General features: G+C 71.7%; 18 protein-coding genes. 13 read left to right on the top strand and 5 right to left on the bottom strand.

The genetic code is table 11. The features are described 5' to 3' along the window. The first annotated feature begins 91 nt into the window (after nucleotides 1-91). Entirely contained in the window at nucleotides 92-832 is a 741-nt protein-coding gene (locus CW362_RS12935) for a chaplin (protein ID WP_103549561.1), read from the top strand. A gap of 256 nt (nucleotides 833-1,088) precedes the next feature. Further along, nucleotides 1,089-1,946 (top strand): GNAT family N-acetyltransferase, encoded by an 858-nt coding sequence (locus CW362_RS12930; protein WP_103549560.1) that lies wholly within the window; start codon nucleotides 1,089-1,091, stop codon nucleotides 1,944-1,946. Nucleotides 1,947-1,983: 37 nt separating this feature from the next. Here the strand turns inward: CW362_RS12930 and CW362_RS12925 are convergent, their stop codons facing one another. Further along, entirely contained in the window at nucleotides 1,984-2,727 is a 744-nt protein-coding gene (locus CW362_RS12925) for a methyltransferase (RefSeq protein ID WP_103549559.1), read from the bottom strand. Then, on the bottom strand, nucleotides 2,711-7,075 hold the full coding sequence (locus CW362_RS12920; protein WP_103549576.1) for an aminotransferase class I/II-fold pyridoxal phosphate-dependent enzyme: 4,365 nt from the start codon (nucleotides 7,073-7,075) through the stop codon (nucleotides 2,711-2,713). Before CW362_RS12920 ends, CW362_RS12925 begins: the two co-directional genes overlap by 17 nt. Before the next feature lie 456 nt (nucleotides 7,076-7,531). Here CW362_RS12920 and CW362_RS12915 point away from each other — a divergent pair, with 456 nt between their 5' ends. After that, nucleotides 7,532-9,361: a glycoside hydrolase family 15 protein gene (locus CW362_RS12915; protein WP_103549575.1), complete on the top strand. Its 1,830-nt coding sequence runs from the start codon at nucleotides 7,532-7,534 to the stop codon at nucleotides 9,359-9,361. Between the two features lie 74 nt (nucleotides 9,362-9,435). Here CW362_RS12915 and galE read toward each other — a convergent pair whose 3' ends face one another. After that, nucleotides 9,436-10,491 carry a UDP-glucose 4-epimerase GalE gene (galE, locus tag CW362_RS12910; protein ID WP_206300943.1) on the bottom strand — a complete coding sequence of 352 codons (1,056 nt, stop codon included), beginning with the start codon at nucleotides 10,489-10,491 and terminating at the stop codon, nucleotides 9,436-9,438. Nucleotides 10,492-10,860: 369 nt separating this feature from the next. Continuing rightward, nucleotides 10,861-11,610, bottom strand: a complete 750-nt coding sequence (locus CW362_RS12905; RefSeq protein WP_103549558.1) for an MBL fold metallo-hydrolase — start codon at nucleotides 11,608-11,610, stop codon at nucleotides 10,861-10,863. A 977-nt stretch (nucleotides 11,611-12,587) separates the two neighbouring features. On the opposite strand from CW362_RS12905, the gene CW362_RS12895 reads away from it, so the two are divergent. From CW362_RS12895 to fusA, 4 genes are all read left to right on the top strand, one after another. Then, nucleotides 12,588-14,240 carry a trypsin-like serine peptidase gene (locus CW362_RS12895; RefSeq protein WP_103549556.1) on the top strand — a complete coding sequence of 551 codons (1,653 nt, stop codon included), beginning with the start codon at nucleotides 12,588-12,590 and terminating at the stop codon, nucleotides 14,238-14,240. A 185-nt stretch (nucleotides 14,241-14,425) separates the two neighbouring features. Beyond that, nucleotides 14,426-15,001 carry a DUF4232 domain-containing protein gene (locus tag CW362_RS12890; RefSeq protein WP_103549555.1) on the top strand — a complete coding sequence of 192 codons (576 nt, stop codon included), beginning with the start codon at nucleotides 14,426-14,428 and terminating at the stop codon, nucleotides 14,999-15,001. Nucleotides 15,002-15,141: 140 nt separating this feature from the next. Then, nucleotides 15,142-15,282, top strand: a complete 141-nt coding sequence (locus tag CW362_RS43260; protein WP_162684056.1) for a hypothetical protein — start codon at nucleotides 15,142-15,144, stop codon at nucleotides 15,280-15,282. A 138-nt stretch (nucleotides 15,283-15,420) separates the two neighbouring features. Continuing rightward, nucleotides 15,421-17,523: an elongation factor G gene (gene fusA, locus CW362_RS12885; protein ID WP_162684058.1), complete on the top strand. Its 2,103-nt coding sequence runs from the start codon at nucleotides 15,421-15,423 to the stop codon at nucleotides 17,521-17,523. Between the two features lie 86 nt (nucleotides 17,524-17,609). On the opposite strand, the gene CW362_RS12880 is transcribed toward fusA, so the two are convergent. After that, nucleotides 17,610-18,014 carry a cupin domain-containing protein gene (locus CW362_RS12880; protein WP_103549554.1) on the bottom strand — a complete coding sequence of 135 codons (405 nt, stop codon included), beginning with the start codon at nucleotides 18,012-18,014 and terminating at the stop codon, nucleotides 17,610-17,612. Between the two features lie 203 nt (nucleotides 18,015-18,217). On the opposite strand from CW362_RS12880, the gene CW362_RS12875 reads away from it, so the two are divergent. The 6 genes from CW362_RS12875 (at nucleotide 18,218) to CW362_RS12850 (ending at nucleotide 24,699) form a co-directional block, all read left to right on the top strand. After that, nucleotides 18,218-18,808 (top strand): carboxymuconolactone decarboxylase family protein, encoded by a 591-nt coding sequence (locus tag CW362_RS12875; RefSeq protein ID WP_240657767.1) that lies wholly within the window; start codon nucleotides 18,218-18,220, stop codon nucleotides 18,806-18,808. Nucleotides 18,809-18,846: 38 nt separating this feature from the next. After that, nucleotides 18,847-20,385 (top strand): sugar ABC transporter ATP-binding protein, encoded by a 1,539-nt coding sequence (locus CW362_RS12870; protein ID WP_103549571.1) that lies wholly within the window; start codon nucleotides 18,847-18,849, stop codon nucleotides 20,383-20,385. Continuing rightward, nucleotides 20,382-21,395: an ABC transporter permease gene (locus tag CW362_RS12865; RefSeq protein ID WP_103549553.1), complete on the top strand. Its 1,014-nt coding sequence runs from the start codon at nucleotides 20,382-20,384 to the stop codon at nucleotides 21,393-21,395. Before CW362_RS12870 ends, CW362_RS12865 begins: the two co-directional genes overlap by 4 nt. A gap of 155 nt (nucleotides 21,396-21,550) precedes the next feature. Then, nucleotides 21,551-22,516, top strand: coding sequence for a sugar ABC transporter substrate-binding protein (locus tag CW362_RS12860; protein WP_103549552.1), 966 nt, complete (start codon nucleotides 21,551-21,553; stop codon nucleotides 22,514-22,516). Between the two features lie 227 nt (nucleotides 22,517-22,743). Beyond that, the gene (locus CW362_RS12855) at nucleotides 22,744-23,658 is read left to right on the top strand and encodes a LysR family transcriptional regulator (protein ID WP_103549551.1); all 915 of its coding nucleotides are present in this window, start codon (nucleotides 22,744-22,746) and stop codon (nucleotides 23,656-23,658) included. Nucleotides 23,659-23,778: 120 nt separating this feature from the next. Next, entirely contained in the window at nucleotides 23,779-24,699 is a 921-nt protein-coding gene (locus tag CW362_RS12850; protein ID WP_103549550.1) for a VOC family protein, read from the top strand. Nucleotides 24,700-24,739 lie beyond the last annotated feature (40 nt).

The following is a 24,739-nucleotide window of genomic DNA, read 5'->3' as shown; positions in this document are numbered from 1 at the left end:
GAAAGGCCGATAAGCCATAACTCGGATCGTTCACCGGCGTTTTACGCAATGCGGGCGAGTGCCCGCGACGTGTCAGGAAGGCAGTGAACGTATGAAACGGGTGACCCGAAATGGTTTGATCGCCGCGGCCGCCGCCTCGGGCGCGCTCGCCGCGGTCGTGCCGGCGCACGCCGACTCCGCGGCGGACGGCGCGACGGCAGGCTCGCCCGGCCTGATCTCCGGCAACACCGTCCAGCTTCCCGTGCACGTTCCCGTGAACCTGTGCGGGAACACGGTGAACGTGGCCGGGCTGCTCAACCCCGCCGCGGGCAACCGCTGCGCCAACCAGGGCGCCGGGGGCGGGGCCGCCGTGACCGGCGGCGAGCGGCACGGGGGAACCGGGGCGCACGCCGCCGGCCGCGGCGGCACGGCCGACCGCGGCGCCGACAGCCGCGGTGGCGCGGTCGCGCACGGTGACGCGAAGGATTCGCCCGGTGTGCTCTCCGGCAACGGCCTCCAGCTCCCGGTGGACCTCCCGGTCAATGTCAGCGGCAACTCCGTGACGGCGGTCGGCGCCGGCAACGCGGCCGTCGGGAACGAGGCGGTCAACACCTCGGACTCCGAGCCCGTGCGGGCCCACCACCCGGCGAAACCCGCCCCGAGGCCGGCCGCCCCGTCCGCGGTGACCCCCGGCACCGGAACGCCGGAGCGGGGCCTTCCGGAGAGCGGGACCGCGGCCACCCTCGCCCACACGGGCGCGGACGGCACGATGGCCGCCGTCGCGGCGAGCGCGGCGATGCTGCTGGGCGGTGCCGTCCTGTACCGCCGCTTCCGGCCCGCCGCGGTGCGCTGACCCGCGGCGGTCACGATCGGGAGGCTCCACCGGACGGGTGACCGGTGGAGCCTCCCCGCCTCCGGCCACGCCCCCCGATCCCGGGGAGCGGTGCCGGGCGGGCCCCGTGCGCCGGAGTGGCCGAATCCCTTCCCGCGCCGGGCGCCCGTCGCTGCGATCGGCACGGAGATCGGCAAGGATGCTGCCCGGGCGACGGCCGGCGCACTCCGCGCCCGTATGCCGGCGCACACCCGACCCGTACGCATTGGAGCGCCCCATGACCTCTCCGGGACCCGACGGCCTCGTCGTCGGCCAGGCCACGCTCGACGACTGGAAGGTGGTCGGCGGCTGGGCGGCGGACGAGGGATGGAACCCCGGCCTGTCCGACAGCGTGAGCTTCTTCGCCCAGGATCCCGGGGGATTCTTCATCGGACGCGTCGGCGGGGAGCCGGTCTCGGCCATCTCGGTGGTCAACTACAGCGCCGACTACGCCTTCCTGGGCTTCTATCTCGTACGCCCCGATCTGCGCGGCAACGGATACGGTCTCGCCACCTGGGAGACGGCCCTCGCCCACGCGGGCGACCGGACCGTCGGCCTCGACGGCGTGGTCGCGCAGCAGGACAACTACCGCAAGTCCGGTTTCGAGCTCGCCTACCGGACCGTCCGGTTCACCGGCGTGGCCCCGGTGGGACAGGAGCCCTCGGGAGTGCGGGCGGCCGGGCCGGCGGACCGCGCGGCGATCACGGCGTACGACAGCGCCTGCTACCCGGCCGACCGGCCGGTGTTCCTGGAGTCGTGGCTGACCGCCCCCGGGCACCGCACCTTCGTCCGGGACGCCGGAGGCGGTCGGCTGAGCGGATACGCCGTGATCCGTCCGGCGCGTGACTCCCTGCGGATCGGCCCCCTGTTCGCCGACACCGCCGACGACGCCCGCGCCCTGTTCACCGCGCTCGCCGCCGACGCGGACGGGAGAGCGCTGGCCATCGACGTGCCCCGGACGAACACGGAGGCCGTCGCCCTGATGGAGAAGCTCGGCCTGGCCCCCTCCTTCGAGACGGCCCGCATGTACACCGGGCCGGTCAGGGCGTCGGCGGGGGAACGCGTCCATGGAGTGACGTCGCTGGAACTCGGGTGACCCGGCACGCGGTCACGCGCGGGAGCGGCGGCGTCCCTCACACCGGGGGACGGGCCGCCGCCACCCCGGTGAGCAGGATCATCCCGGAGTCCCCGTAGTCCGGCAGCGTCGGATCCGAGGGGATGCGGCCGACCGCGAGCCGGTCGGTGAGCGGGGTGAACACCTCGGTGACCGCGTCCGTGTCCACCGGGCAGCCGGGCCAGCGGGACTCGGCTCCGATCCGGTAGGTGGGCATGTTCTCCATGAAGGCGGCGACCAGATGCCCGCCCGGTGCCGCGCACCGGACGAACCAGCGGCAGAACTCCTCGAACTCCTCGAAGTCCTCGGTGGCCCCCTCGGCCACGAAGTGCATGGAGGCGAGGTCGTAACTCCCCGGTTCGACGGACCGCAGGTCGCCGTGCACGAGACGCACCGCGGACAGCGCCCCCTCCAGGGTCTCGGGTACGTCCGGGTTGAGGTCCCGGCACAACGCGTGGAAGGGCAGCCAGCTCCGGTCCGGCGTTCCGTTCAACTGCCGTTCCAGATAAGCGGCGTTGGAGGACCCGGCCTCCACGGCGTCGATACGCCGGCTCGCGGCGGACGCGAGGATCAGCGGATAGAGGTTGGGGCCCGCCCCGATCTCCACGGACCGGGCGACGGCGCCCGGCGCGAACTCGCGGTAGAACGCGCAGTGGTGGGCGATGACCGCCGCGTCCGAGGGGTGCAGTTCGCGGTAGTTCTCCGCCAGGTAGTCCTCGACCGGCCAGCTGTCCCAGTCCACGTCGTCATTGAGAACCGCCATCATGGACTCCGTCCCTCGGCCGCAGCGGATAGCGCTCGGCGAGCCGGGTGAGTGTGTCGTTGAGCCGCTCGATGTCCTCGTCGGAGTTGAGCGCGGTCAGCTGGACCCGGAAACCGACCCGGTCGCGCGGTACGAGGGGGTAGGCCGCCAGGGTCACGTAGATGCCGTTGTCCCACAGGAACTCGCCGACCGCGTCCAGGTCGTCGGCGTCGGCCAGGGGGATCTCGATGATCGGCAGGCGGTCCGTGTTGAGCGTGCCCGCCCCGAGTTCCTCCAGATGGTCGAGCACGGCCACGGTCTTGCGGTACAGATCGGCCCGGATGGCGTCCCCGCGGCGGTCGTTGGCGTCGAGGCCGGCCAGCGCCGTGGCGAGGGAGGCGGTCGGCGAGGGCCCCGAGTAGAGGTAGGGCGCCGCGGCGGTCTTGAGGCGCCCCTTGAGCGAGGTGGGCAGCGCGAGGAAGGCCAGCAGCGACGAGTACGCCTTGGAGAACCCGCCGACGAGCACGATCCCCTCGTACGACTCTCCTGTGTGCCGTATGACGCTGTTGCCCCGGTCCCCGTACGGACACGACTCGTGCGGGCCGCGCTCCCCGATGACGCCGAAGCCGTGCGCGTCGTCGATGTACATCAGGGCGTTCCGCGGCCGGCACACCTCGGCCAGCCCCGGCACGTCGGGGATGTTCCCGCTCATGCTGTTCACGCCGTCCAGACAGACGAGCCGGGGCAGGTCGGCGGGCGCCGCGTCCAGCATGGCGGCCAGTTCGTCGGGGCGTTCGGCATGGAACCGGCGCAGCGTCGCGCCCTGCCCGCGGGCCCCCACGCACCCGTCGAACACGGTCCGGTGCGCGGTGGCCTCGACGAAGACGTGGCCCTGGCCCGCCAGCACGGGGATCACCGAGGCGTGGATCAGGGTCGCCGTGGGGAGCAGCAGCGTGTCCGGTGCGCCGAGCAGGTCGGCGAGCCGCTCCTCGATGTCGGGGTACAGGCGGGGACTGCCGATCAGCCGGGACCAGCTGGGGTGCGTGCCCCATTGGCGCACGGCCGGCTCGATCGCCTGGATGATCTCCGGATCGCAGTCGAAGCCGAGATAGTTGCAGGAGGCGAAGTCGATCATCCAGTGGTCGCCGCTGCGGATGTGCCGGCCGAGCACCTCGTCCAGCACGGCGTCGCTCATGGGGTTGGTCTGCCGCAGGTGTTCCAGGTCGCGCCAGCGCCGGGAGCGCCGTACGTTCTCGGCCTGCGGGCCGTCGCCGTGCGTGCCGCCGGTCCCCGCCGCCTCCGGCGAACCGGGCCGGTCCTTGTGCGGGTCGGCGGAAGACTGCTCGGTCTGTTCCATGCCGCACCTCGTTTCCGCCCTCGCGGCGGCGGACAGCGCCGGGATGCGGGCCCCGTCGCGCTGCCGCAGCAGGACCTCGCTCTGCTGCACCGTCATCGGCCGGGCGAAGAGGAACCCCTGTCCGAACCGGCATCCCATGCCGGCCAGGAGGTCCCGTTGTATCGGGTCCTCGATCCCCTCCGCGATCACCTGGATGCCCAGGGTGTCGGCGAGACCGACGATTCCCTCGACGAGCGCGACCTGCCGGGTGTCCAGTGCGATGTCGTCGATGAACGTCTTGTCGATCTTCAGTACGTCGACGGGGAAGTCCCGCAGGTACCGCAGCGACGAATAACCGCTGCCGAAGTCGTCGACGGCTATGTGCACCCCGAGGTCCTTGAGCGAGTACAGCACGGCCTGGATCCGCGCGTCCCGGCGCATCAGCACCGTCTCGGTGAGCTCCAGCTGCAGCGACCCCGGAGCGAGTCCCGGCGTCTCCAGCGCCCTGCGCACCTCGCCCAGGAACCCGCTGTCGTGGAACTGGCGGGGGGAGACGTTCACGCTGACGTACGGCGGGTCCGTCCCCTCGGCCGCCCGCTGGAGTCCGGCGATGTCGGCGGTGGCGTTCGAGAGCACCCACGCGCCCAGCGGGGTGATGTGCCCCGTCTCCTCGGCGAGGGCGATGAACTGGTCCGGCGGAACCGGCTCGTGCTGCGGGTGCGGCCAGCGGGCCAGGGCCTCGAAGCCGACGACCTCGCCCGCGCCGATGTCGACGACGGGCTGGTAGCGCAGGGCGAACTCGGACCGGGCCACCGCGCCGTCGAGACGTGCCTGTAGATCGTGCCGTTCCACCATCCGCACCCGCAGCCGCGGCAGGAACCTGCGCCACTGCCGCTTGCCCGCCGCCTTGGCCGCGTAGAGGGCGAGGTCCGCGTGGCCGAGGAGTTCCTCGGCGTCCGTGCTGTCCCTGGCGGTGGCCACGCCGACGCTCGCCGACACGCTCACCGAGCCTTCCCGGAGGCTGAACGGTCTGCTCAGCGCCTGGATCACCTGTGCCGCCAGGAGCTCGGCGTCCAGTGGCTTCTTCGCGTCCTCCATCAGCACCGCGAACTCGTCTCCCCCGAGGCGGGCCGCGGTGTCCGTGCGGCGCAGGGCTCCCGACAGCCGTTCGCCGACGGCGCTCAGCAGGTGGTCGCCCGTGGAGTGCCCCATCGTGTCGTTGACCATCTTGAAGTCGTCGAGGTCGATGAAGAGCAGACAGGTGAGCGTCGCCCCCCGGCGGCTGCGCAGCAGGGCGCGCTCGATGCGTTCCAGGAGCAGGGTCCGGTTGGGCAGACCGGTCAGCGGATCGTGGAACGCCCGTTCCGTCAGCTCGTGCTCCAGGCGCCGTTGCTCGGTCACGTCCCGCAGGGTGATGACCAGACCGGCCACCGTGGGGTCCTGGCGCAGGTCGCTGCAGCGCACCTCGACCTCGATGCGATTGCCGTCGCGCAGCACCCACCAGTGGTCGTGGTTCTCGGGGGCCCCGCCCTTCCGCAGGGCGGCGAGTCCCCTGACCACCCGCGTCCGGTCGCTGGAGTCCACCAGGTCGGGCAGCGGCGCCCCGGTCAGCTCCGCCCGGCCGAAGACGGCCCGCGCGGACGGGCTCGCGTAGCGGACGGTGTTGTCGTCCTCGACGATGAGGATGACGTCCGAGGCGTTGCGCACCAGCGTACGGAAGTACGCCTCGCTCTCCTTGCGGATGATCTCCTGGCGCAGCGCGATGCGCTCCACGGCCAGGCCGGCGTGCGAGGCCAGGATCTCCAGCGTGCTCTGGACCTCCCGGAGCTGCTGCTCGGGCCCCGCCGCCATCAGTACGCCCGGAAGCTGTCCGGTCGGTTCGTCGGGCGGGATCATGGGGCACACCAGGGTGGTCGGCAGACGGCCGAGCCGGTCCGCGATGCCCGCTCCGAGGTCCGGGGTGGGCACCATGTGCGAGCGGCGTGTCGCGAGCCCGCTCGCGTACTCGGCGGGCAGGACGAGACTGCGGTGCTCGACCTTGGGCCCGAACAGCGTGCTGACCGTGGCGTCGCACGTCCGCTCCACGTCCTCCGGCCGGACCGCCGCGACGAGGGACGTGGCCGCCGTGCGCAGCGCCAGCTCGCGCGACACGGCGCTGCGGTGGGCCACCACCATCCCGGAGAGCCGCAGGAGCACCAGCAGGAAGAGCGCGGCGGAGAAGACCGCGATCACGGCGGCGTCCTGGGTGTTCCCGCGCCGCCCCTCGTAGAGCAGGATCGCGGGTGCCACCAGGGTGGCCGCGGCGAGGGAGAGCAGGCGGCGGCGTGTGGGCCGCAGGGACTCCCGCTGCACCACGGGCCGGGTCAGTTCCACCATGGAGGGGTGCAGTCCGGCGAGCCCCCAGGCCGTGTAGAACACGATCCAGCCGGAGTCGAGCAGGGTCCCGGTCTGCCACAGGTTGTTCAGCTGGAGGATGCCGTACGCGATGTCGAAGGTGAGCAGCGTCGCGGTTCCCAGCACGAGGAGCTGTAGGGACGGGTTGCGGCCGGAGCCGGGGCTCGACACCAGCAGGCGGGCCAGCATCGCGAGGACGAGGACGTCGCCGAGCGGGTAGGCGATGCTGATGGCGCGCTGCTGCCACGTCATCCCCGGCGCGTGGGAGAGCGGCTGCACCAGGAAGACCCAGACCGGCAGGGCCAGGCCCAGGGCGAAGATCAGCGCGTCGAGCAGGCTCGGCAGGTCGTGGCCCGGCCATCGGTAGTGGACCAGGCCGTAGAGGCCCGCGGCGAACAGCGGATACGTGGCGAGGTAGCAGGCGTCCGCGGGGGAGGGGAAGGGGTTGTTGAAGTCGAAGTACGACTCCATCACGTTGTACGACGTGTCGCCCGCGGCGAACGCCAGCAGTCCCGAGGCCAGCAGGAGCCACGGCCAGCGGTGGGCCGGGCGGTTGATCTGGATTCCCGTGAGCATCGCCGCGACGCCGCCGAGTCCGATCACGGCCCACAGCGGGGTCCGGGTCGGGGCGACGGCCATGTAGACGACGGTGGTGGCCGCGACCAGGAAGGCGTACACGCCGAGACGCCGTGGCCGCGGCAGGACGCCTGTGAGGCGAGGTGCCCGCAGCAAGCCGAACCGCCTCCCTACGTCGGACGGCACAGGACCGCTCCACCGGACGGCACGGGACCGTTCGCCGGGTTTCGGGGCATTGTTGATCGTAGGCACGGGGGGCGGACCGGTGCATCTCCAGCGATCTCGCGCCGGCCGTCGTCCGCCCCTCCGGCCGGGCACGCGCGAGGCCGTGTGCTCCGTCCGGCCCCCGTGGCGCGGCGAGTTGGGGATCGTGGACGTTCCGGCTTCCCGCGGACCAGATGGTCCGGCCGTCTTCGGACAGGCGGTGGAATCTCCGAACCGCCTGGTCAGAATGCGGATTCCGGCTCCGCGGCCGTATCCTGAAGAGGCGGCAAGGAACACGGCGGCGTGGCTTCGATCATGAACGCACCCATCGAGGACTACGCCCTCATCAGCGATCTGGAAACCGCTGCCATGGTCGGCAGGGACGGTTCCATCGACTGGCTCTGTCTGCCCCGGTTCGACTCACCGGCCTGTCTGGCCGCGATGCTGGGCACGCCGGACAACGGGTTCTGGCGGATCGCCCCGGTCTCCCGCGCGGTGCCGGCCCACTGCACGAGCCGGGCGTACCGGCCGGACACCCTCGTCCTGGAGTCCCGCTGGGAGACGGCCACGGGCGCTGCCCGGGTCATCGACCTCATGCCACCGCGCAGCCAACTGCCCTGCATCGTGCGGGTGGTGGAGGGCCTGTGGGGTTCCGTTCCCATGCGCAGCGAACTACGGCTGCGCTTCCACCAGGGCAGGGTGGTGCCGTGGGTCCAGGCCGGTGAGGCCTGTACGGTCGCGGTCGCCGGGCCGGACGCCGTCTGGCTGAACACCGAGGGGCTGGCGGCGGAGCCCGGCGGAGGGAACTCCGTCGTCCACGACTTCACCGTGCGGGCCGGCCGCCGGACGACGCTGACGTTCGTGTGGGCGCCCTCGTACGTGCCCGAGCCGCCCGCCCCGTTGTCCGTTCCGGCGGAGACGGTGCTCAAGGAGACGGGCGACTTCTGGCGGCGTTGGACGGCCCAGTGCCGGTACGAGGGACCCTGGCGTGACGCCGTGGTGCGGTCCCTGATCACGCTCAAGGCGCTCACCTACGCGCCCACCGGCGGCATCGTCGCGGCCCCGACCACCTCGCTGCCCGGCTCCATCGGCGGCGAACGCAACTGGGACCACCGCTTCTGCTGGCTGCGCGACTCCGCGCTGACGCTGTCCTGTCTGCTGCGCGGCGGCTACCGCGACGAGGCGACGGCATGGCTGGGCTGGCTGGTACGGGCCATCGCGGGGGAACCCGCCGACCTCCAGGCCGTGTACGGCGTCGCCGGCCAGCGGCTGCTCCCCGAGACGGAGGCGCCGTGGCTGCCCGGCTACGAGGGCTCCCGTCCGGTTCGCTTCGGGAACTCCGCGATGAGCCAGCTCCAGCTCGACGTGTACGGCGAGGTGCTCGACGCGCTCCTGCTGTCGCTGCGGGCGGGCATCTCCATGCCGGGGCACCTGTGGAGGCTGGTGGAGGCCATGATGGGCCACCTCGGGCGCCACTGGCGCGAGCCGGACCAGGGCCTGTGGCAGGTGCGCGGACCGGCACGGCAGTTCGTCCACTCCAAGGTGATGACCTGGGTGGCGGCGGACCGTGCGCTGCGGATGGGCGAGCTGCTCGGCAGGAACGGGTCCTCGGACGCCTGGCGGGCCCTGCGGGACGAGGTGCACCGGCAGGTGTGCCGGGAGGGCTGGGACGCCGGGCGGGAGTCCTTCGTCCAGTCCTACGGTTCGCCGGAGCTGGACGCCTCGGCGCTGCTGATCCCCCGGCTGGGCTTCCTGCCCCCCGGGGACGAGAGGGTGGGCGGCACCGTGCGGGCGATGCGGGAGCTGACCCACGGCGGGTTCGTGCGGCGGTACGCGTCGAACGGCCGGGGTGTGCACAGCGTGGACGGCATGCACGGCGGCGAGGGCGCGTTCGTGGCGTGTTCCCTCTGGTACGCCGACGCGCTCGCCACGACCGGACACCGGGAGGAGGCCGTGGAGGCGTTCGAGCGGGTGCTGGAGATCCGCAACGACCTCGGTCTGCTCTCGGAGCAGTGGGATCCCGATGCCGGGCGTCAACTGGGCAACGCGCCACAGGCGTTCAGTCACATCGCGCTGGTGGAGACCGCGTTCCTGCTGTCGGAGTCGGAGTCGGAGTCGGCGGCGGAGTCGGAGTCGGCGGCGTAGGCGGCGGCGTAGGCGTAGGAGGTCGCGGCGAAGGCCCGGCGGGCCGGGACCGGCTCCCGCAGTCCGTGAGGGAGTCAGCCCTCGTCGGACGGGCGCCGGGCGGACCCGGCGTAGCCGTTCGGGTTGAGCTGCTGGAACCGCCACGCGTCCCGGCACATGTCGGCGAGGTCCCGCGAAGGGTGCCAGCCCCAGGCGCGTGCGACCGCGGAGGCGTCCGCCACGAGTTCGGCGACGTCGCCCGGACGGCGCCGCACCATCTCGTACGGCACGGGCCTGCCGCAGGCCTCGGAGAAGGCGGTGACCACGTCGAGGACCGAACTCCCCTTGCCTATGCCGAGGTTGTACACGTGCATGCCCGGCTCGTCCGCGAGGTGGTCGAGGGCGACGCGATGGGCCTCGACGGTGTCCATGACGTGCAGGTAGTCGCGGATCGCGGTCCCGTCCGCCGTCGGGTAGTCGTCGCCGAAGACGCGCAGGCGTTCCTGGCGCCCGATGGCCACCTGGGCCAGGTTCGGCAGCAGGTTCTCCGGGGAACCGCTGGGGTCCTCGCCGAGGAGTCCGCTGGCATGGGCGCCCGCCGGGTTGAAGTACCGCAGACACAGCACGGTGTACTCGGGACGGCGGCGGCAGACGTCGGCGAGGATCTGTTCGCAGATCAGCTTGGAGGCGGCGTACGGATTCGTGGGCCGGGCCGGGGTGGACTCGTCGAGCGCCCCGTGACCGGCGTCGCCGTAGACGGAACAGGAGGAGGAGAAGACGAGCTGGTGCACGTCGTGCTCGTGCATGGTGTTCAGCAGCGCGGTCGTTCCGCCGACATTGGTGTCGTAGTAGTCGATGGGCATCCGCGTCGACGTACCGACGGCCTTGTGCGCGGCGAAGTGCACGACGGCGTCCACGGAGTGACGGTCGAAGACGGCCGACAGGGCGCGCCGATCACGGATGTCCAGCTCATAGACGGTGCCGAGGAAACGCCCGGCGATGCGCTCCACGCGGGCGAACACTTGCGGGCTGCTGTTGGAGTAGTCGTCGACCACGATCAACTCGTATCCGTGGTCGAGCAGTTCGACACAGGCGTGACTACCGATGAATCCTGCGCCGCCCGTGACGAGAATGGTCGAGGGGGCACTCATGGGCCCGGCTCCTTCGTGTTCGCGCGGGCGGTGGTCGGGAGGCGAGCGCCACACCGGCACGGCATGCCGGGTACCGGTGCCCGGGAGTGGGGCGGATGACTTGTGCGTCCGGGGTTCCGGGAGGAGGTTCCGCGCGACTCGGCCTGCTGTGCGCCATGGCGCGACGCTCCTGAGCGGGACCGGCGGACGAACGACGTATGTTTATGACGTATACGTACAACTCTGCCCCCGTCTGTCCCGTGCGTCAAGCGGGACGGCGCATCCGTCGCACCGGCCCGCCGCCTGCCGGAGCGACCCCGCCCGCGGCCCGGCGGACGGTGCGGCCGGGGCCGCTTCCCGGGGGTGCCGGCGCGGCACCCCCGGCCGTCGTCAGCTCGCCAGTTCCCGGGCGCGCCGGGCCGCCTCGCGCACCGGAGCGCGGTGCACGGGACCGTGACCCGGCAGCAGCACATCGGCGGCGAGGGCCTCGATGCGGTCGAGCGAGGCGAGGGCTCCGGCACGCTCGGTGTCGAACATCTTCGGCAGCAGTTGCGGCCCCTGTACCCGTGACGTGGGGTGACCGCTGACCAGGGCGTCACCGGAGACGAGCACCCCGGCTTCCGGCAGGTGGTAGACGCAGTGGCCGTGCGTGTGGCCGGGGGTGTGCACCGGGACGGGCCGGCCCGGCAGATCGAGCGGGCCCTCGTGCGGGAAGGCCTCGGGTTTCGTCATGGCCACGTCCGTGGTGCCGCCGGAGCGGATGGCGTGCACCGCCCAGGGCAGTACGCCGGGGCGCCACGCCTGCCGCATCACCTGTCCGATGCTCACCTGGTGGAGGAACTCGCGGCGCGCGTGCGGCACCTCGGCGGCGTGCAGCAGGACCGGGGTCCCGTACGTGCGGTTCAGGAACTCGGCGGAGCCGAGGTGGTCGCTGTGCGCGTGGGTGACGAGCACGGCGGTCACGGCCTCGGGTGCGTACCCGAGGGTCTCCAGCGACGCCAGCAGTTGCTCCCGGTCGCCGGGATATCCCGTGTCGATCAGGGTGACGGAGTCGCCCTCGGACAGCACCACCCAGTTCGTGTTGCTGCCGTGCACCAGATGGACTCCGGCGGCTGCCTCGACGATCGCTTCCTCGCGCATGACCATCCTGACGTTGGATAACTGCGGCTGCCCATGGGGCCCTGACAGGGCGAAACGTACCGCGAGCGCGGCTCGGGCGGTGGCCGGCCGCCGCTTCCCGTTCCTTCGGTCCCCGCCGGCGGCGCGGGCGGGTGTGTGAGGGCCGGTCCGGAACGGACGTGCCGAGGAAAGAGCCGGGAAACGCGACATGTCAGATGTGATCAATTTCCATGGATCACGCAAGAATGATCATATAAGTTGTACTTCGATCGGCCGGTTCCGTCGACGCCTGACCAGCGTCGGACGACGGGACGGCCGGGCTACGGAGGGAAAACACTTGAAGAGGACCGCTGTCCGCCGTGACGCCCGGGCGGGCGCCACGGCCGCATGGCCACCGTCGCGAAGTCCGGCCCGGCTGCGGCACCGCTGCCCCGACTGAGCGCACTCACCTGACTCCTCGGTGAATCTCGCCGGCCGTCACGGCGATCGAGAGAAACGCGACAAGGCGGCGCCCGGGCCGTGTCACCGTGCGGCCGCGGCCGCCACCGCCCTCGGCGTGCGGAGGGAACCACGGCCGAGGGGCCGCCCCGTGCCGTCGCGTCCGACCCACCACCACGTCCATCGCGTCCGTCGCATGGCGTGAAGTCGGCGTGCCCTCATCCGCGCGCCGATCCGTGAGACCAGAAGGACTGGAATTGTTCTCCTATCAAAGACACCTGACGGCTTTAGCCGTCCTGTGTACGACCGTGCTCGGAACCGGGGCCGCGTGGGCCGCCTCACCGTCACCGCACGCGTCCCCGGCCTCGAGCTCCCCCGCGGCCCGTCCGTCCGCCGCGGCGAGTTCCGCCGCACCCACCGCGACGAGGGGGAGCCGCCCGGCCGCGCCGACGCGAAGCCCTTCCGCGACCGTCTCACCGTCCGCGGTCTCCTCCCCGTCCACGGGGCCGGCCGCGGGACGGGAGGCCCAGGAGGCCGCCGAGTACTGGACGGCCGAGCGCATGGCGAACGCCGAACCGCTGGACGCCCTCCGGTCGGCGCCCTCCGCCGGCAGGCGGAGGGCCGCGGCCGCGGCGGCCACCCCCAAGGGCACCATGTTCGGCGGGACCCGCCTCGTGGGTACGTTCTTCGGCTCCAGCAGCACGACCGGTACCAACTGGTCGTGCACCGGCAGCGTCATCGACACCCGGACCAAGAACGTGATCCTCACCGCGGCACACTGCGCGCTGGGGTACAGCGACAACTACATCTTCGTGCCGAAGTTCACCAAGGGAGCGGGCCCCGACCAGCAGCCCTACGGAATCTTCCACATCCAGCGCGTCTTCATCGACCCCCGCTACATACCCGACAAGCCGCACAGCTCGACCAAGAAGCCCTGGTCCGATCTGGACACCGCGTTCGCCCGCGTCTCCGCCAACCAGCGCGGGCAGCAGCTCCAGGACGCCGTGGGGGGCGGACTGACCTTCACCCAGCCGTCCGGCTACGTCCACAAGGACGTCACCGTCGTGGGCTATCCGGGCAAGGACCACAACGACTCCGGACGGGCCATCAAGTGCACCGTGCCGACGACGCAACTCGCCGGGTTCCGCCAGATGTCGATGACCTGCGGCGGCTACTACGGCGGTGTGTCCGGCAGCCCGTGGATCACCGACTACCAGGACGACGCGCGCACCGGCCACGTCATCGGCAACCTCGGTGGCTACAACGGCGGCGGCAATGACGCGAACGTCGACTACATCAGCTACGCCCCGGCGTTCGGGGCCGACGCGGCGAACCTCCTCGCCGACGCCGTCGCCAACCAGGCTCCCCCCGCCGACCTGCCCCCGTACAAGGGCATCCAGGCGAAGCTCCCCGGTGGGGCGGCCCTGTGGAAGCACGCGAAGCTGCTGGCCTCGGGCGACTACGCGGGCAACCACCGCAGCGACCTGATCGTGGTCTGGACCGACGGCGAGGTCACCCTGTACCCCGGTGACGGCAAGGGCGGGTTCCTGGCCGAGACGCGGCTGAAGGCACCCAACTCCACCTGGACGCACGCGGAGACCATGACGGGCGGAGACTTCACCGGCACCGATCTGTCCGACCTCATGGTGCGCTGGTCCGACGGCGAGGTCACCCTCTACCCGGACGTCAGCTCCGCCGGCATGAGCAAGGAGGTCCAGATGGCGCCCCCCGGCTCCGTCTGGAAGAACGCGACCCAGATATCCGCCGGGCAGTTCCACAACGGGAAGTACGCCACCGATCTGCTGGTCCGTTGGGTCGACGGCGAGCTGACCCTCTACACCTACGTCGGCTCCGGTACCTTCGGGACCGAGAACCGCCTCAAGGCGCCGAACGACACCTGGAAGAACGCGACGCTGCTGACCAGCGGAAACTTCAGCGGCAACGGGAACTGGGACGTCCTCGTGCGCTGGGTTGACGGCGAACTCGACACCTACACGGCCACCTCGGCCGCGGGACTCGGCGCCGAGACCCGCATGCGTGACCCCAACGACCTGTGGAAGCACGACCAGGTCATGTCGGCGGGCAACTACACCGCCGACAATTCCAGCAACGACCTGATCGTCCGCTGGTCCGACGGCGAGACCACCCTGTACGCCGACACCACCCACCAGAGGCTCGGTACCGAGAACACCCTCGTCTACCCCGGCACCTGACACACCGGCAGGACCGGACGGGCCGCTCCACCCCGCACCGCTCGCGTGCGCCGCTCAGCCGGCCGGGCGAGCGGAACCGGGCGGGGCGGCCCGTCCGGCCGGCACACGGCACTTCCCGGCGCCGCCCGCGACCACGGCGTCCGGCCTTCCAACGGAACCAACGAACCCGTCATTCAGGGGGAACCATGCGAGCGACCACCCGACTTGCCGCAGGATCGGCCGTGCTGACGCTGGCCCTGGCCGTGTCGGCATGCGGTCACACGGACGTACAGCCGCACAGGGCCGCTTCCACGACCGGCTCCGCGAGTCCGGCCGGGTGCCGGACCGCTTCCCTGACGTGGACGCTGGTCCTGCTCCCCGAGAGGACCGGCGGTCGGCGCGACGCGCGACTGACCGCCGCCAACAAGGCCCCGGAGGCATGCCTGTTCGCCGGTTACCCGGGCTTCAGCGTCCACAACGGGAAGGCGAACAGCATCGAGGGCACCGGGCACGGACACCCCAAGTCCTTCACCCTGCGCAAGGGCACGGGAGTGACGGTCGACCTCCGGTACACCCCCCGCGGCGCGAAGGGCGCCGGCGACTACTGCGTGACGGAGAACGAGGCGCTGGTCTCGGCACCGCACAACCCCGACAGCGACCGCGTGAACGTCCCGGTCGTGGAGACGCGTCACAAAGCCGCCGAGATCGACGCCTGCGGCGACTCCATCTCCATGTCGCCCCCGCGCTACACGCCGGCACCCGCGAGCGCCGCGAGGCGCTGACGCGAGTGCCGTGAGGCCCCGGTCCGGGACACCGCGCCCGCCGGGCCGGGCGGGTCCCGGAAAAACCGGTGCGCGGCCCGCGCCCGGTTCCCTAGACTCGCCACACCATCACACACCACCGCTCCGGTGCCGTGTGTGCCGTGACGAACGAGGGGAGCCGGGCCGTGCGTTACCGCACCGCTGTCGTCGTCCCCCCGTCACAGTACGAGGTGATCCTCGTGTCCTCGTGGGCCCGGTACCGGCTGCGCGGCCGGAACCGGACGCCCGCGACGACCTTCTGACCTCCGCCCGTACGGCGCCGACCGCATGCCCGGTCGCTCCGCGCCCTGCCCGCCCGAGGTCCGCCACCGCCTGAACACAGGCGTGTCGTCCGGGAATCGCGCCGACCCGTTTCCGGATCGTCCGAAAGGCCCACGGCCGTGCGTACCGACCTGCACCGTCACCTCACCAGCTCTGTCACCAGCCCTCTCGCCACCGTCCGCAACCTGGGCATCCTCGCCCATGTGGACGCCGGGAAGACCACGGTGACGGAGCGGATCCTCTATCTCACCGGCACCGTCCACAAACGGGGCGAGGTCCACGACGGCACCACCGTCACCGACTTCGACCCGCAGGAGCGCGACCGCGGCATCACCATCTTCGCCGCGGCCGTCACCTGCGCCTGGGACGGCCACCGGATCAACCTGCTCGACACCCCCGGCCACGTCGACTTCTCCGACGAGGTGGAGCGCTCGCTCCGCGTCCTCGACGGAGCCGTCGCGGTGTTCGACGCCGTGGCGGGCGTGGAGCCGCAGAGCGAGTCGGTGTGGCGGCGGGCCGACCGGCACGGCGTCCCGCGGATCGCCTTCGTGAACAAGATGGACCGCGCGGGCGCCGACCTGGACGCCGCCGTCGACTCGATCCGTGAACGGCTGCATCCGGCGCCCCTCGTCGTCCAGTTGCCGATCGGCACGGAGGACGCCTTCACCGGCGTGGTCGATCTGCTGCGGATGCGCGCGCTGGTGTGGGCCGAGGGAGCGGAGGCGGCCGAGGAGATCCCGGTGCCCCAGGACCTGCTGGAGGAAGCAGGGCAGCGGCGCCGGCTCCTCGAGGAGGCGGTGGCGGAACTCCACCCGGGGGCCCTGGAGGAGTTCTGCGACCGCTCCACGCTCTCGGCGGGGACCCTTTCGGCCGCGCTCCGCGACCTGACCCGTACCGGTGAGGGCGTGGTGGTGCTGTGCGGCTCGGCCTACCGCGACCGCGGTGTCGAACCGCTGCTGGACGCCATGGTGGCCTACCTGCCCTCGCCGCTCGACGTGCCCGCCGTCCGCGGCACGTACGACGGCGCGGAGCAGGAACGGGCCGCGGACCCCGAAGCGCCGTTCGCGGGGCTGGTGTTCAAGGTGAACGCCACCGCGACCGGACGGATGACGTTTCTGCGTGTCTACGCGGGCACGGTGGAGAAGGGACAGGCGGTGATGGACGTGGGCACGGGACGCACCGAGCGGGTCGCGCGCATCCTGCGGGTCCGGGCCGACCGCCACGCCGAGCTGGAGCGCGCCGTGGCCGGCGACATCGTCGCCGTGATCGGGCCGAAGGCCGCCCGGGCCGGCACGACCCTGTGCGCCCCCGCGGCGCCGCTGCTCCTCGAACCACCGGTCGTCGCCGATCCGGTGGTGTCCGTGGCGGTCGAGGCGCGCAGGAGCACCGAGACCGACCGCCTGGTGTCGGCGCTGGCGCGGCTGGCCGAGGAGGATCCCTCGCTGGTCGTCCGCACCGACCCCGAGACCGGTCAGACGCTGCTGTCGGGCATGGGAGAACTGCATCTGGAGGTGGCGGTGGAGAAGATCCGGCGCGCCCACGGACTCGACGTCGCCGTCGGGCGGCCGAGGGTGTCCTACCGGGAGACGGTGGCCCGGGGGGTGTCGGGTCTGGTGTACCGGCATGTCAAACAGGACGGCGGCGCGGGGCAGTTCGCCCATGTCGTCCTCGACGTGGAGCCGCTGGGAACCGATCCCGGCGGTGCCGGGGAACCGGTGACGGGCTTCGAGTTCCGTTCGACGGTCGTCGGCGGCCGGGTGCCGCAGGAGTACGTCCGTGCCGTGGAGGCGGGCTGCCGGGACGCGCTGGCCGAGGGCCCCCTCGGCGGTCACCCGGTGACCGGGCTGCGGGTCACCCTCACCGACGGGGCGACCCATGTGAAGGACTCCTCGGAGACGGCGTTCCGCGCGGCCGGCCGGTTCGGGCTGCGTGAGGCGCTGCGCGCCAGTGCCGTGATCCTGCTGGAGCCGGTGGCCGAGGTCACCGTCACCGTGCCCGAGGACGCCGTGGGCGGGGTGCTCGGCGACCTCGCGGCCCGGCGGGGCCGGGTCTCGGGCTCGCTCACCCGGGTGGGCACGTCGGTGGTCACCGCCACCGTGCCGCTGGCCGAACTCTTCGGCTACGCCACCCGGTTGCGCAGCCGGACCCAGGGCCGGGGCACCTTCACCACCCGGCCCGCCGGCCTCGCCCCGGCTCCCGCCCAGGGGGCACCCGCCCGGTGACCCCGTGCGGTCCCGCTCCTGACGACGGCCCCGCCCCGCACGGGCGGGGCCGTCCTCGTCTCCCGGGGCCGGGCCGTACCGGCCGCTCAGCCCATCAGGTCCTCGTCCGAGAGGTGTTCGACCGTCTTCCCCGTCCCGGTGAAGGTGCGGGTCACATGGCCCGAGGAGTACACCCACAGGATGCGCAGCGGGCGGTCGCCGACGTTCCTGAAGAGATGGGGGACGGGGGAGGGGACGTAGGTGGTGTCGAACCGCCCCAGCTTCGTCACCTCGCCGTCGACGACCACCTCCGCCTCGCCCTCGAGGACCGTCACGTGCTCGTCGCAGTTGTGCGAGTGCAAAGGCGCCCCGGAGCCGACCGGGTACACGCTCATCCCGCTGGTGATCCGGTTCTCCCCGCCCGCCGAACGCGTGGTGATGAGCGGCGTCGTCACGACGGCGCCGCCCCGGTCCAGCAGGGGCACGGACGCGGCTTCGATGATCGTGGTCATCCAGGGTTCCTCTCCCGTCGACGGTGCTGCGTCGACCGACGTTAGGTCGCGTCCCCGCGAACGGGTGCCGTCCGGCGTGCAGTTTTACCTTGCGTTCCGGGAAGGGTGAGCTTCCCGCACCCGGCTGTACCGTCGGCTGGCATCGCACGGCATCCCCGTACATGCCGGAAACACGCCGGAAAGAAAAGGCAGGTGGCAGCCACATGAGGCTCCCCGTTCTGACCGATGAGGACATGGAACCGCGCCAGCGGGAACTGGCCGCCCGCATCGCCGGCCGGCGCGGCGCCGTCCGTGGTCCCTTCCGGGTCTGGCTGCACAGCCCGGACATGTGCGAACGCGCCGAATCCCTCGGCGCCTTCGCCCGGTTCGACTGCAGTCTGCCCGAGCACCTGCGCGAACTCGCCCTGTTGATGGCCGCCCGGAACTGGGACGCGCAGTACTCCTGGAACGCGCACGTGGACCGGGCGGTCGAGGCGGGTGTTCCCGGGACCGCCGTCGCGGCCGTCGCCGAGAAGCGCGAGGCGGTCTTCGGGAACGAAGCGGACCAGGCCTTCTACCAGTTCTGCCGCGAGGTCCTCGAGGAGCACTTCGTCCGCGACGAGACCTTCGCCCGGGCCCTCGGCCACTTCGGACCCACGGGCCTGGTGGACACGATCGGCGCGCTCGGCAACTTCACCATGCTCGGAATGTGCCTGAACGCCTTCCAGGTGGACCTCCAGGCCGACCGTGAGCCCCCCTTCCCCGACATCCGCGGGTACGGGCGCCTCGGCCAGGGCGACGGACCGCGGCCGTGACCACCCTCAGGGACCAGGACACGCAAGGAGGCGCCGCCGTGACCCCGAGGACCCCGACGACGGCGGCGGCCGAAGGCGCCGCGAAGGCGGGCGGCCCCGTGCTGCGCGTCCGCGGTGTCACCAAGAGCTTCGGCGGCGCGGCCGCGCTCACGGACGTCGACCTCGACCTGTACCCCGGCGAGGTCCACGCGCTGATGGGCATGAACGGAGCCGGGAAGTCGACGCTGGTGCAGATCCTCTCCGGAGTGCACCAGGCGGACTCCGGCACCGTGGAGGTCGACGGACGCACCCGGCACGGGCTGACCGTGCGCGGGGCCCGACGGCTCGGCATCGCCTCGGTCCCCCAGCGCCGCGAACTGGCCATGGGCCTGACCGTCGCGGAGAACGTCATGCTGGGCGACCTTCCCACCCGGCACGGCACCGTGCGCTGGAGGACGCTCAAGTCCGAGGCGACGCGCGCTCTTTCGGGGCTCGGCATCGACATCGACGTGGAGCGGACCGCGGGTTCGCTGACCGTCGCCGAGCAGACCATGGTCGAGGTGGCGCGCGAGGTACGGCGCGGCGGCCGGATCCTGGTCCTCGACGAGCCGACCGCCTGTCTGAGCGCGGAAGCCGCCCACCGGATCAGGCGACTGGTGCGCACCCTGCGCGACGAGGGCGTCGCCGTCGTCTACATCTCGCACTACATCGACGAGGTGATGGCCGTCGCGGACCGGCTCACCGTGCTCCGGGACGGAGCCGTGGTGCGCAGCGCACCGGCCGCCGAGTTCGACCCGGCCTCGCTGGTCCGCGCCATGGTGGGCCGGGACGTCGTCTCGCGGCGCTCCGAACGCCCCGCTCCCAAGGACGAGATCGGCCTCGCGGTCCACGCCCTCGGCGACGGCCGGGCCGTCCGGGGCCTCGACGTCCAGGTGCGCAAGGGCGAGATCGTCGCGGTGCTCGGACCGGCGGGCGACGCCCAGTCCCGGCTCTTCGACCTGCTCTCCGGACGGCGCCGCCCCGACACCGGTGAACTCCTCGTCGACGGCGTCCCGGTGCCGTTCGGCCGGGTGGGTGCCGCGCTCGCCGGCGGCCTGCGCTGCGTCACGGGCGACCGACGGGCGCTCGGACTGGTCCCGGGGATGTCCCTGGACGAGAACCTGATGCTCGCCCGCGACCGTCTCACCCGCAGGCGACTGCACCGCCGGGGCGAACTCGCCCGCCGCGCACGACCGTTGCGGCGCAGCTACGGAGTGGTCTCGCTCGCCGGCAATCCGCCCGTGAGCGCCCTGTCCGGCGGTAACCAGCAGAAGGTGCTCCTCGCGAAGTGGCTGGGGACCGAGCCGGTCGCCTGCTTCCTCGAAGACCCCACGAACGGCGTGGACATCGCCGCCATGGCCGACATCCACAACCTGGTCGACGACCTGGCCTCGCGCGGCGTGGCCGTGCTGCTCGCCTCCTCGTCCGCCGAGGAGGTCATGCGCCTGGCCGACCGGGTGATCGTCGTCAGCGCGGGCCGCCCGGTCGCCGAGCACGACGTCACCGCCATCACCCGCGACGAACTCGTCGCCACCGCACTCGGAGGTCAACCCCAGTGAGCTTCAAGACACTTGCCGATGCGCCGGGGGTCGGCGACCCGCACGGCCGTAGGCGGCCGGGGAACCGGCTCGGTGCCCTGCGCCGGGCCCCGCACACCGGCCTGACGGCCGTTCTGGTCGTCGTGGTGGTGGCCACCGTGCTGCGGACCGACGCGTTCGCCACCGACACGAACGTGATCAACATCCTGCGGCAGGTGAGCGTCACCGCCGTGATCGCCGCCGGTCTGACCCTGCTCATGACCGCGGGCGGCATGGACTTCTCCATGGGCAGCAATGTCTCCGTCACGACCGCGCTCGGGGCGCAACTGCTGTCGCACGGCCACTCCACCGTCCTCACCGTGGTCGCCACGATCGCGCTCGCCACAGCGATCGGCCTGGTCAACGGGCTGGTGGTGACGTTCACGAACGTCGCTCCGTTCGTCGTCACGCTGGCCACGGCCACCCTGCTCGACGGCGTCGCGCTGCTGGTGCTCGACAGCGTGAGCGTCTCCATCGGCACCAGGATGTTCTCGCTGGGCAACGACACGTTCCTCGGCATCCCCTGGCTGCTGCTCCTCGCCGTCCTGGTGCTCGTCGCGACGGCCCTGGTCATGCGGTTCACCGTCTTCGGCCGCGACGCCTACGCCATCGGCGGCAACGAGCACGTGGCCCGGCTCAGCGGCATCGACGTCACCGCGCGCAAACTCACGCTGTACGCACTCACCGGCGCCCTGTCCGGTCTGGCCGGTCTGATGCTGCTGTCCCGGCTCGGCTCCAGCAGTCCCGGCACGGGCGGTCTCTCCCTCCAGCTCACCGCCGTGGCCGCGGTGGTCATCGGCGGCACCTCGCTGGCCGGCGGCCGCGGCACCGTGACCGGTACCGCGCTCGGTGTCGTGCTCCTCGGCGTGGTGGCCAACGCGCTCAACCTCCTACAGGTCTCCAGCAATTACCAGCCGGTCTCCGTGGGCGGGGTCCTGCTCGTCGCGGCCGTGGCCAACGAGTTCCACAGGGCCCGTTCCGCACGGAACTGACATCGGCCCGTTCCGCGCGAATTCGCACCCCACGCATCCCCGTCCCCGCATTTCCGTCCCCGTATTCCGCGGGTGATTTCCTCCCCTCCCGCTTTCCTCCCGCTTTCCGCTTGCGCTCCCCCCTGCCCTCGTCCCGTCATGAAAGGCGTACCACGATGAGATTTTCCGCCCGTTCCCGCCGTGCCCTGCTCGCCGCGGCCGCCGGTACCACCCTGGTGCTGAGCGGCTGTGCCGAGAACGACGACACCGGTACGGCCGGGGCGAGTTCCGGAGCCGTCACCATCGGATTCGTGAACGGCGCGGACACCGCGTTCCACGCGTGTCTGCAGAAGGCCGTCGAGCAGACGGCGAAGTCGGAGGGGGCCAAGGTCTACACGGCCAACTCCCACCAGAACGCGGGAACCGAACTGTCCAACATCGAGGACATGATCTCCCGCAAGGTCAGCGCCCTGATCGTGCAGACGGTCAACGTCGACTCGCTCGACGGGGACATAGCCAAGGCCAAGGCCGCCGGCGTCCCGATCTACCTGACCTCGGTCGCGTCCGACAACGCGAACGACATCCTGGGCGCGACGGTCGTCGATCTCCAGAAGGTGGGTTCCCTGGACGCCGACTGGGTCGCCAGGGACGCCGGGAACAAGAACGTGAAGGTCGGTGTGGTCGCGGGTGCGCCCGGGGCGGCCTCCGACCTGCTCGTGGGCGGGTTCACCAACGAACTGCCCGACACCGCGAAGGTCGTCGCGAACCAGCCGGGCATGTTCAACCCGGTCAAGGCGCAGGAGGTCGCCGAGAACATGATCCAGGCCCACCCCGACCTGGACTACGCCTTCGTCGCCAACGAGGAGATGGGTTTCGCCGTCCGCAAGGCGTTCGACGCGGCCGGCGCGAAGGACGTCAGGATCGTGACCGTCAACGGCACGGACGAGGGCCTGGCCGCCGTGAAGGACGGCCGGTTCTCCGCCACCGTCGCCAACTCGGCGATGGTCATCGGCCGGACGGCGGTGAAGAACACCATCAGCCTGCTGGGCACAGAAAAGGTTGACAAGATTGCCAACATTCCTCTTCTCTTGGTCACCGAGGACAACCTGGCCAAGGCCCCGCAGTACTGCCCCACGTCATAGCGCCCGCACGGCGAGCCGGGCCTTTCCCGGCGCGCCCCGAACCACATCCGTCCGCCGTTCCCGGGACGTCCTCACGGAGCCGCCTCGGGGGCGTTCCGGACCGGCGTGACCCGGGTCCGCACCGTCATGAGGCCCGCCCCGAGGACGGAAGCACCGCCCGCACACCCGAACGACCGGCACCGCCGCCGGGGCCCGCCCCTGGCACTCGTGGGCCCCCGGAGGAAACCATGGACCGCTTGCTCCTCATGCACAGCTTCGTCACCGTCGCGCAGGTCGGCAGCTTCAACGGCGCCGCCAAGAAGCTGGGCTCCTCCGGCTCCCTGGTGTCACGCCACGTCGCCGAACTGGAGCGACAGGTGGGCGTCCGGCTGGTCAACCGCACGGCCCGTTCCGTCAGCCTCACCGAACCCGGGCAGCGCTACGCCGACTTCGCCGCGCGCATCCTGGAGGAGATCGAGGCCGAGGACGCGGGGATAGCCCAACTGCACGACCGCGCCGAGGGAACGCTCAGCATCATCTGCCCCAAATGGATCGGGAGCCTGGACCTCGGCGACGCGATAGCGGCCTTCTCCGCCTCCCACCCGAAGATCCAGGTCCGCTTCGAGCTGGGAGGGATGTCCGACCGGACCTACGACTTCCTGGACAGCGGGTTCGACGTGGCCTTCCACACCCGGGACCTCAGGGACTCCAGCGTCCGCCTCAAGAAGATCGCCTCACTGCCGTTCGTGCTGTGCGCGTCCGGGGAGTACCTCGAACGCGGCGGCCCCCTCACCGAGCCGAACGAGATCGCCGCCCACGAGTGCCTCGTGCACGTCAACGACCCGGTCTGGCGCATCGGCCACGGTCACGCCTCCACCCTGCACAAGATCCGCAACGTCGCCTTCTCGTCGAACTCCTACATCGCCCTGCAGAAGGCCGCCGTGCACGGGCGCGGCATCGCCCTGCTGCCCCAGCGGCCGGCGTACGACGACCTCGTCTCCGGCGCCCTCCAGGTCCTGTTGCCCGGACTCGCGGTACCCGACCGCCCCTTGTACGCGATCTACGGCCCCGGGCAGGGCACGCCGCGCAAGGTCAGCGTGTTCCTGGATTTCCTCACCGCGTGGTTCTCCCGGAATCCCATTCCGACGATCCGTTCCCAGTAGCCTCCCGCACGGCATTCCCCGTCCGCAAGAAACGATTGCGCATTCCGCCGAGTCCGGACCGTTGAGCCCGCTGCCGCCCTGAACCTACGCTCGCCAGGCGACCCGCGAAACGAGGAGCCCATGGGAATCCAGAGAATAGAATCGGTCACCTACGGCATCGACGACCTCGGCGAATGCGTCCGGTTCTTCGACGACTTCGGGCTCTTTCTCCTGGCACGGACCGACGAGCACGCCGTGTTCGAGACCCGTACCGGCCAGACCCTCCACCTCGACACCGCGCCGGGCGCACCGCTCCCGCCGCCCGTGGAGGACGGGCCCACCCTGCGGGAGGTGGTCTGGGGCGTCGACACCCCCCGGGAGCTGGAGCGCCTGGTCGCCGCGGCCGGCCGTGACCGCCCGGTCCGGCAGGACGTCGCGGGCGTGTTCCACACCGTGGACGAGACGGGCTTCGGGGCCGCCCTGACCCTCGCCCGGCCCCGCCCCGCCGACGTCACGCCCCGGCCCGCCAACGCGCTCGGCAGCGTCACCCGCTGGAACACCGCGCTGGAGCCGATCACCCGCGTACACCCGCTGCGCATGTGCCACGTGGCGCTCAACATCCCCGAGGAGGGCCGCGAGGAGGCCGTCGCGTTCTACGTGGACCGCCTCGGTTTCCGGCCCACCGACGTCGTCGAGCCCATGGGCGTCTTCATGCGGGCCCCGGGCGACGACGACCAGCACACCATGCTCCTCTGCCACCGCCCCGACAAGGCCGGCGTCAACCACGTCGCCTACGAGGTCCCCGGCTTCGACGACGTCGTCGAAGGCGGCAACCACATGATCGACCGGGGCTGGCGCGAGGCCCGCAGGCTCGGCCGCCACACGGTCGGCTCCAACGTCTTCCGCTTCGTGCACGCCCCCTGCGGCGGACGCGTCGAGTACGCGGCCGACATGGACCGGGTCGACGACTCCTACGAGACCCGCGTCCACACCACCACCCCGCCCCACCACATCTGGGCCCTGCGCACCAACCGCGACCGGCAGGACGCCCCCGCCTCCTGACCCGCGCCGCGCCCCCGGTCCCGTCGCCCCGGTCCCATCG

Source organism: Streptomyces populi (assembly GCF_002911015.1).
In the GTDB taxonomy this organism is placed as follows: domain Bacteria; phylum Actinomycetota; class Actinomycetes; order Streptomycetales; family Streptomycetaceae; genus Streptomyces; species Streptomyces populi.
Note: the sequence above shows the minus strand (reverse complement) of the source record. Positions and strands in the feature narration are given on the sequence as shown.

Coding starts and splice junctions, on each gene's coding strand:
- CW362_RS12930 (WP_103549560.1), top strand. CDS start 1,089: ATGACCTCTCCGGGACCCGACGGCCTCGTCGTCGGCCAGGCCACGCTC.
- CW362_RS12875 (WP_240657767.1), top strand. CDS start 18,218: ATGAGGCTCCCCGTTCTGACCGATGAGGACATGGAACCGCGCCAGCGG.
- CW362_RS12860 (WP_103549552.1), top strand. CDS start 21,551: ATGAGATTTTCCGCCCGTTCCCGCCGTGCCCTGCTCGCCGCGGCCGCC.
- CW362_RS12925 (WP_103549559.1), bottom strand. CDS start 2,727: ATGGCGGTTCTCAATGACGACGTGGACTGGGACAGCTGGCCGGTCGAG.
- CW362_RS12905 (WP_103549558.1), bottom strand. CDS start 11,610: ATGCGCGAGGAAGCGATCGTCGAGGCAGCCGCCGGAGTCCATCTGGTG.
- CW362_RS12890 (WP_103549555.1), top strand. CDS start 14,426: ATGCGAGCGACCACCCGACTTGCCGCAGGATCGGCCGTGCTGACGCTG.
- CW362_RS12855 (WP_103549551.1), top strand. CDS start 22,744: ATGGACCGCTTGCTCCTCATGCACAGCTTCGTCACCGTCGCGCAGGTC.
- CW362_RS12915 (WP_103549575.1), top strand. CDS start 7,532: ATGAACGCACCCATCGAGGACTACGCCCTCATCAGCGATCTGGAAACC.
- CW362_RS12895 (WP_103549556.1), top strand. CDS start 12,588: ATGGCGAACGCCGAACCGCTGGACGCCCTCCGGTCGGCGCCCTCCGCC.
- CW362_RS12850 (WP_103549550.1), top strand. CDS start 23,779: ATGGGAATCCAGAGAATAGAATCGGTCACCTACGGCATCGACGACCTC.
- CW362_RS12935 (WP_103549561.1), top strand. CDS start 92: ATGAAACGGGTGACCCGAAATGGTTTGATCGCCGCGGCCGCCGCCTCG.
- CW362_RS12920 (WP_103549576.1), bottom strand. CDS start 7,075: ATGGCCGTCGCCCCGACCCGGACCCCGCTGTGGGCCGTGATCGGACTC.
- CW362_RS12880 (WP_103549554.1), bottom strand. CDS start 18,014: ATGACCACGATCATCGAAGCCGCGTCCGTGCCCCTGCTGGACCGGGGC.
- galE (WP_206300943.1), bottom strand. CDS start 10,491: ATGAGTGCCCCCTCGACCATTCTCGTCACGGGCGGCGCAGGATTCATC.